Source organism: Streptomyces fuscigenes (assembly GCF_021556455.1).
Taxonomy (GTDB): domain Bacteria; phylum Actinomycetota; class Actinomycetes; order Streptomycetales; family Streptomycetaceae; genus Streptomyces; species Streptomyces fuscigenes.
This window is the reverse complement of record NZ_JAKGCV010000274.1, coordinates 1-7,603: the sequence shown is the minus strand read 5'-3', so window position 1 is coordinate 7,603 and position 7,603 is coordinate 1. Positions and strand designations below refer to the sequence as shown.

Genomic DNA, 7,603 nt, shown 5'->3' with positions numbered 1-7,603 from the left:
GGGCGGGCAGCGGGCGCTTGGCGCCCTGACCGCCGGCGGGCGCGCCGTGCGGGTGGGCGGCGGCGCCGTGCTGCTGGGGCTTGGCCCCGCTCGGCGCGGCGGGCGCGGGCTTCCAGTCGGGGTGTCCCGGCATGGGCGGCGTCTTCGCGCCGTACAGCCAGGTCTGGAAGAACGCGGTCAGGTCGCGGCCGGAGTCGCGGGAGGCGAGGGCCGCGAAGTCGGCGGTCGACGCGGAGGAGTCGCGGTTCTCGCGCACCCAGTCGCGTTCGATGCGGGAGAAGGTGTCGGCGCCGACCTCCTGGCGCAGCGCGTACAGGACGAGCGCGCTGCCGTCGTAGACGACGGGCCGGAAGATGCTGATGGGCTGCCCGGCCACCGGGGCCTTGGGCCGGGCCGGCGGGCCTCCGGCCTCGCGCCAGCCGTCCGACTGGCTGTAGGCGTCGCGCATCCGGCTCTCGAAGGTGGGTCCGCCGTGCTCCTCCGCGTACGTGCCCTCGTACCAGGTGGCGTGGCCCTCGTTGAGCCAGAGGTCGGACCAGCGGTGCGGGGAGACGCTGTCGCCGAACCACTGGTGCGACAGCTCGTGCACGAGGACCGAGTCGACGTACCACTCCGGGTAGCCGCCCTTGACGAAGAGGTTGCGCTCGAACAGCGACAGCGTCTGGGTCTCCAGCTCGAAGCCGGTGTCGGCGCCCGCGATGAGCACCCCGTAGTCCTCGAACGGGTACCGGCCGACGCGCTGCTCCATCCACTGGATCATGCCGGGCGTCTTCGCGAGCCAGGGTTCGAGGCGGCTCTTGTCCGCGGCCGGCACGACGTCCCGCACGGGCAGGCCGTGCGGCCCGGTGCGGCGGACGACGGCGGAGGTACCGACGGAGACCTGCGCCAGCTCGGTGGCCATGGGGTGGCGGGTGCGGTAGGTCCAGGCGGTGTCCGCCCCGGCGGTCCTCCGCGTGACCTCCTCGCCGTTCGCGACGACGGTGAGCTTCTTGGGCGCCGAGACGTGGAAGGTGAAGAAGGCCTTGTCGTCGGGGTGGTCGTCGCAGGGGAAGACCCGGTGGGCGGCGTCGGCCTGATTGGCCATCACGAGCCCGTCGGTGGTGCGCACCCAGCCGCCCTCGCCGCCGCCGCCGGTCTCGCTCGTGTGCCGGACGGTGACCTCCAGCGGGTCCCCGGCCGCGACCGGCTCCCGGGGGGTGACGACGAGGTCCTCGCCGGCCGTGGTGAACGCGGCCGGCGCGCCGTTGACGCGCACGGAGTGGACGGTGCCGTGCGTGTAGTCGAGGTTGAAGCGGTCCAGGCGGCCCGTGGCGGTCGCGTCGATGCTGGTGACCGCGTCGAGCGGCTTGGTGTTGTCGCCGGTGTACCGCAGGCCGATGTCGTACGAGCGCACGTCGTAGCCCGGGTTGCCGAGGGTGGGGAAGAGGCGGTCGCCGACGCCGAGCGGCTGCGGTGCGGGCAGGGCCGCGGCGACGAGGGTGGCCGAGGCGGCGGCGAGCAGTGCGGCGCGCAGCCGGCGGGAGGTGAGGAGCATCCCCCACCGCTACCAGGGTGCGGCGGGCGGGTGGGGGCGGCGCGCGCCCGTCTCCACCGAAAGGGGTCGGCCGGGGGCGTTGCGTGGACGCGTCGGCGCCGGGGGCGCACCTCGCGGCGGCGACCGGGCCGCGGCCACCGCCTGGCGGCGCAGCAGCCGGCGGGCCTACGCCTCCGCCGGCTGCTGCGCCCGGCTCACGTCGTAGACGCCGGGCACGTCGCGCATGGCGCGCATCAGCCCCGGCAGCAGCGAGGCGTCGGCGAGTTGGACGGTGTACGTGTGCTTGACGCGCTGCCTGCTCGGCGGTTCGACCGTGGCGGAGATGATGGCGGCTCCCGCCGTCGACATGGCGTCGGTCAGTTCGGCCATCAGCCGCGGGCGGCCGAACGATTCGGCGCGCAGGGTGACTTGGCAGTCGCCGGTGTCGCCGGCGGCCCAGGTGACGGGGACGGGCTCGCGTTCCACCGTCATCCGGTCGACGGCCGGGCACTGGGTGCGGTGGACCGTTACGGTGCCGCCGCGCACCTGGAAGGCGGTGATGTCGTCCGGCGGCACGGGGGTGCAGCAGCCCGCCAGGCGTACCGGCGCGTCCGGCAGGTCGCTGATGACGCCGACCGTGCCCCGCGGGCCCGCGGAGACGGCGGCCGGGGGCCGGGGCGAGGCGTCGGGGAGGGCGGCCTCGTCGGGGTGCGCGGCGAGCCAGCCGGTGATCGCGATGCGCGCGGCGGGCGTACGGGCGTGCTCCAGCCACTCGGGCGACGGGCCGGAGGACGCGTCGTGCGCGAGCAGGATCTGCACGGTGTCGCCGTCGTGCAGGACCGTGCCGAGCGCGACGAGGCGGCCGTTGACTCGGGCGCCCAGACATCGGTGCGCGGCCTCGCCGTACTGCGCGTAGGCGGCGTCCACGCAGGTCGCCCCGGCGGGCAGGCCGAGCATGCCGCCCTCGGCGCGGAAGACGGTGATCTCGCGGTCCTGTGCGAGGTCGGCGCGCAGGGTCGTCCAGAACGTGTCGGGGTCGGGCGCGGACTCCTGCCACTCCAGCAGGCGTGAGAGCCAGCCGGGCCTGGTCGGGTCGATCCGCTCGCCGTCGGGCCCCTCCACGGCGGTGTCGCCGGCGGGCGGGCCGGGGGCGTAGGGATTGCCGAGCGCGACGACGCCGGCCTCGGCGACCTTGTGCATCTGGTGCGTGCGGATCAGCACTTCGGCGACGGCGCCGTCCGGGCCGACGACGGCGGTGTGCAGCGACTGGTAGAGGTTGAACTTGGGGGCCGCGACGAAGTCCTTGAACTCCGAGATCACCGGCGTGAAGCAGGTGTGCAGCTCGCCGAGGACCGCGTAGCAGTCGGCGTCGTCGGCGACGAGCACGAGGAGCCGGCCGAAGTCGGTGCCGCGCAGCTCGCCGCGCTTGCGCCGGGCCCGGTGCACCGAGACGAGGTGGCGCGGCCGGACCAGTACCTCGCCGGTGATGCCGGCCTCGCGCAGGACGCGCCGCATGTCGTCGGCGGTCGCGGCGAGGGCGTCGCCCGCGGAGGCGTTCCCCGCGATCAGGGTGCGGGTCTCGGCGGCCTCCTCGCGGCACAGGATGGCGAAGACCAGGTCCTCCAGTTCGGACTTGATGGCCTGGACGCCGAGCCGTTCGGCGAGCGGGACGAGGACGTCCCGGGTGACCTTGGCGATCCGTTCCTGCTTCTCGGGGCGCATCACGCCGAGCGTGCGCATGTTGTGCAGCCGGTCGGCGAGTTTGATCGACATGACGCGCACGTCGTTGCCCGTGGCGACGAGCATCTTGCGGAAGGTCTCGGGCTCGGCGGCGGCTCCGTAGTCGACCTTCTCCAGTTTGGTGACGCCGTCGACGAGGTAGCGGACCTCCTTGCCGAACTCCTCCCCGACCTGGTCCAGGGTGACGTCCGTGTCCTCGACGGTGTCGTGGAGGACCGCGGCGGTCAGGGTGGTGGTCTCGGCGCCGAGCTCGGCGAGGATGAGCGTCACGGCGAGGGGGTGGGTGATGTACGGCTCGCCGCTCTTGCGGTACTGGCCGCGGTGCGAGGCCTCCGCGAGCACGTACGCCCGGTGCAGCACCGACAGGTCGGCGTCCGGGAAGTGCGCCCGGTGCGCCTCGGCCACGTGTCCTATGGCGTCGGGCAGCCGGTCGCGCGACGCGGGCCCGAGCAGAGCGGCCCTGCCCAGCCTGCGGAGGTCGATACGGGGCAGGCCGCGCCTGCGGCCGTGGACACCAGGGCTGGTGGCCTCTGCACTCATGGGCACCTCCGGGCAGGGTCGACCGGCGGTACGAGGGACTGGGTCGCGCCCTCCGGGCCGGTGCTTGATGCTATCGAGCCCACCACGTGGACCAGACCAGCTCTCGTTCAGCGTGAAACGGATCACCCGTTCAAGCGAACGCCTGCATGTCTCAACCGAAGGATGATTCGAGCCATTCCGGCGCGATGTGCCCCTCGGCGACGAGGACGGCCGGCCCCGTCATCTCGATCTCCCCGTCGGGGTGCTCCGTGATCACGAGCCGCCCTCCGGGCAGGTCCACCGTGTACGTGACGGGCGTGCCGCTCAGGGCCGGGTCGGCGCCGTCCCTGCGGGCCGCCGCGACGGCGACGGCGCACGCGCCGGTGCCGCACGACCTGGTCTCGCCCGAGCCGCGCTCGTGGACGCGCATCGCCACGTGGCGCGGTCCCCGGTCGGCGACGAACTCCACGTTGACACCGTCGGGATAGGCGGCCGCCGGGGCGTACGCGGGCGTGGTGAGCAGCTTTCCCGCGTGCTCCAGGTCGTCCACGAAGGCGACGGCGTGCGGGTTGCCCATGTTGACGTTGTACGCGGGCCAGCTGCGCGTCCCGACCGTGACCTCGACGTCGTCGCCGGGGAGCGCGGCGCGGCCCATGCGGACCGTGACGTCGCCGTTCTTGGCGAGGTGGACGAGCTTCACGCCGCCGCGGGTGGCGACCGCGAGGTCGCCCGCGCCGACGTGTCCGGCGTGCTGCAGGTAGCGGGCGAAGACCCGCACCCCGTTGCCGCACATCTCCGCCACCGAGCCGTCGCTGTTGCGGTAGTCCATGAACCACTCGGCCGAGCCGGCCATGGCGCGCGCCTCGGGGTGGGCCGCGGAGCGCACCACGTGCAGGACGCCGTCCGCGCCGATGCCGGCCCTGCGGTCGCAGAGCGCGGCGACGAGGCTCCCGGGCAGGTCGAGCGCGTTGTCCGGGTCCGGCAGGATCACGAAGTCGTTCTCCGTGCCGTGGCCCTTGAGGAAGGCGAGGGGCGTGGTCGGTGTGGTGGTCACGGGAACCATCGTAGGAGGCCCCGCGGAAAAGCGCCGAAGGCGCCCACGCCGTGGACGCCGGGGCGGCGCGGACGCTCAGCGCAGCCGGGCCACGCGCCAGACGGCGAGCGCGACGACGACCGCGGCGACGACGACGTACAGCGCCACGAAGCGCCAGTCGGCTCGTTCGCCGGAGGCCTTCGACGGCAGGCCCGGCCAGGTGTAGCCGACCTTGCGGGCGGCGGCCATGCCCCAGCCCGCGGCGCAGCAGCCCAGCAGCAGCCCGAGCATGGCGGTGACGGAACCGCCGTCCCCGGTGCCGAAGGCGAGCGGGAAGGCGAACATGAGGGAGCCGACGCCGGCCAGTATCACGATGGGCGCGATCTGCCAGATCCGGAACTTGCCCTGGGGTCTGAGTTCGACCTCGACCTCGGGCGTGCCCCGCTCGGCCTCGTCCTGCTCGTCGGGCCCGTCCGCGGACAGGCCGCCGGTGACGGTGGCTCCCGGCCGTCCGTCGATCCCGAGGGGGTCGCCGAGGGGGCCGTCCTGCACGAGGCCGTCCGCGTCGGGGAGGTCCGTCCGGGGAAGGTCGCCCGGTGCGTGCGCGTGCAGCGCCTGCGGGGCCGGGACGGCGGGCGGTCGCGGACCGTCGTCGTCGGACGGTCCGGGGGCGTCCCGCGTCGCCGGCTGGGGATCGCGAGGGCCGGCCTCCATCGCCACGCGCCCTCCCAACTCGACACTCCACGGGTGGATAGATGCTCGATGATGGCACGCCGTCAGCACCCGGATTGACGGCCGGGGCGTCCCGATGCCATCACGTGATCAGGCTGTGACCGCCCGTTCGATCAGCGCCAGGGCGTCCTCCCGCAGGCGCCCCGCGGCCCCCTCGGAGCCGTCGAGCCAGTGCACGCGCGAGTCCCTGCGGAACCAGGAGTCCTGCCGCCGCGCGAAGCGCTTGGTGGCGCGCACGGTCTCCGCGCGGGCCTCCTCCTCGGTGCAGTCGCCGGCCAGCGCGGACAGCACCTGCTGGTAGCCGAGGGCACGCGACGACGTCCGCCCGTTCCGCAGGCCGCGCGCCTCCAGGGCCCGCACCTCCTCGACGAGGCCCGCCTCCCACATGCGGTCGACCCGCAGGGCGATGCGCGCGTCGAGTTCGGGCCGCGGCACGTCCACGCCGATCTGCACGGTGTCGTACACGGCCTCGTGGCCCGGCAGGTTGGCGGTGAACGGCCGGCCGGTGATCTTGATGACCTCCAGCGCCCGCACGATACGGCGGCCGTTGCTCGGCAGGATGGCCGCCGCGGCCCGGGGGTCCGCCTGTGCGAGGCGGGCGTGCAGCACGCCGGAGCCGCGCAGCGTCAGCTCCGCCTCCAGCCGGGCCCGCACCGCCGGGTCGGTGCCGGGGAAGTCGAGGGCGTCGATCGCCCCGCGCACGTACAGGCCCGAGCCGCCGACCAGGACCGGGACGCGGCCCTCGGCCCGCAGCCGGTCGATCTCGGCGCGGGCGAGGCGCTGGTACTCGGCGACGCTCGCGGTCTCCGTCACGTCCCAGATGTCCAGCAGGCGGTGCGGGACGCCGGCGCGCTCCTCGTGGGTCAGTTTCGCGGTGCCGATGTCCATGCCCCGGTAGAGCTGCATCGAGTCCGCGTTGACCACCTCGCCACCGAGCCGCCGGGCGAGGTGGACGCCGAGATCCGACTTGCCCGCGGCGGTGGGACCGACGACGGCGATGACCCGGGGGGCGGGAGCTGCGCTTGTCACCGCACCAGTCTCGCAAACGCGCCCGGCGCGCTCCGACCGGCTCGTCCCTGTGCGCGGCACCGCCGCGCGCCGTACCCTTTGACCGGGTATGGAACGTTTGCTCGAACTCTTCGGGACGGAAGGTGCTCCATGGGCTTCAAGGAACAGCTGAAGGCCAGGCTCGCGCCCGCGCGGGAGAAGGTCTCGGACCTCGCGGCGCAGCACGGCGACCGGATCGGTCAGGGACTGGACAAGGCCGCGCGGACGGTCGACGAGAGGACCAACGGCAAGTACAGCGACCGCATCGGCGCCGGCACGGGCAAGGCCAAGGACGCCATCGAGCGGATGAAGGACAAGGACGGCCCTTCCGCGGGCGGCGCCGCGGACCCGGACGCGCCGCGCTGATCCGGGGCGCGCGGGGACAGGGCGCTTCATCGCGTCGGCCGGGAGGCCGGCGTCCCGGCAGCCCGGGGCGGGCCGGCACCCTGACGCGTCCTGGTCGCCGTGCCGGGGCGCGACGCGTCCGTCCCTTCCCTGACGCGTCCGCGCGGGGGCCCTCCGGTTCCGGCTCCGGTGGCCCGCCCGTATGGCCGCGGGTGGACGCGCCCTACGACCAGGCCGCCACGAAGTAGCCGACACCGTAGGGCGCCTCCTCGTGGAGCAGCCGTCCGGCGAGCCCGGCGCCCTCCGCCGCGCCCGCGAGCACCTGCAGCGGCGCACGCCCCGCGACCTGCAGCTCCCGGGCGAGGGAGACGTCGAGGGCGGCGAGCGCGGCGGTGTCCGCGGCCGCGAGGGCGCGGGAGAGGGACGCGTCGAAGTCCTCGGCGCGCTCGTCGAGGTAGCCGGGGGCCTTCAGGGTGCGGCAGGCGCTGCCGTCCCCCATCACGAGGAGCGCCACGCGCGGCGCCTGCGCCGCGAGCTCGCGGCCGGCCGCCCGGCAGGCCCCCGGGTCCAGGTCGTCGGGGACGGCGAGCGCGGCTGTCGACGCCGGCGCCGCCTCGGTCCACCCCACCCGCGCGAGCAGCCAGGCGGCGACCGCGAGGGACTCGGGCAGGCGG

At 74.7% G+C, this 7,603-nt stretch carries 7 protein-coding genes; 1 reads left to right on the top strand and 6 read right to left on the bottom strand.

Going from position 1 to position 7,603, the window contains the following annotated elements; translation table 11 throughout:
• The 5 genes from L1885_RS19760 to miaA all read right to left on the bottom strand — a co-directional run.
• Positions 1-1,534: M1 family metallopeptidase (locus L1885_RS19760; RefSeq protein ID WP_235798493.1), on the bottom strand; the 1,534-nt coding region annotated here is incomplete at its 3' end.
• A 165-nt stretch (positions 1,535-1,699) separates the two neighbouring features.
• Positions 1,700-3,793 carry a RelA/SpoT family protein gene (locus tag L1885_RS19755; RefSeq protein ID WP_235798492.1) on the bottom strand — a complete coding sequence of 698 codons (2,094 nt, stop codon included), beginning with the start codon at positions 3,791-3,793 and terminating at the stop codon, positions 1,700-1,702.
• Positions 3,794-3,944: 151 nt separating this feature from the next.
• A complete protein-coding gene (dapF, locus tag L1885_RS19750) occupies positions 3,945-4,826 on the bottom strand; it encodes a diaminopimelate epimerase (RefSeq protein ID WP_235798491.1) in 882 nt (293 codons plus the stop codon).
• Between the two features lie 75 nt (positions 4,827-4,901).
• Positions 4,902-5,324: a hypothetical protein gene (locus tag L1885_RS19745; protein WP_235798494.1), complete on the bottom strand. Its 423-nt coding sequence runs from the start codon at positions 5,322-5,324 to the stop codon at positions 4,902-4,904.
• A 303-nt stretch (positions 5,325-5,627) separates the two neighbouring features.
• Positions 5,628-6,566: a tRNA (adenosine(37)-N6)-dimethylallyltransferase MiaA gene (miaA, locus tag L1885_RS19740; RefSeq protein WP_235798490.1), complete on the bottom strand. Its 939-nt coding sequence runs from the start codon at positions 6,564-6,566 to the stop codon at positions 5,628-5,630.
• Between the two features lie 129 nt (positions 6,567-6,695).
• Here miaA and L1885_RS19735 point away from each other — a divergent pair, with 129 nt between their 5' ends.
• On the top strand, positions 6,696-6,950 hold the full coding sequence (locus tag L1885_RS19735) for an antitoxin (RefSeq protein ID WP_235798489.1): 255 nt from the start codon (positions 6,696-6,698) through the stop codon (positions 6,948-6,950).
• A 202-nt stretch (positions 6,951-7,152) separates the two neighbouring features.
• On the opposite strand, the gene L1885_RS19730 is transcribed toward L1885_RS19735, so the two are convergent.
• Positions 7,153-7,603, bottom strand: a 451-nt coding sequence (locus L1885_RS19730; RefSeq protein WP_505016781.1) for a class III extradiol ring-cleavage dioxygenase family protein, incomplete at its 5' end; no start/stop codon positions are given.

Excerpts from the sequence above, each read along its gene's own strand:
- L1885_RS19755 (WP_235798492.1), bottom strand. The coding sequence starts at position 3,793 with ATGAGTGCAGAGGCCACCAGCCCTGGTGTCCACGGCCGCAGGCGCGGC.
- L1885_RS19735 (WP_235798489.1), top strand. The coding sequence starts at position 6,696 with ATGGGCTTCAAGGAACAGCTGAAGGCCAGGCTCGCGCCCGCGCGGGAG.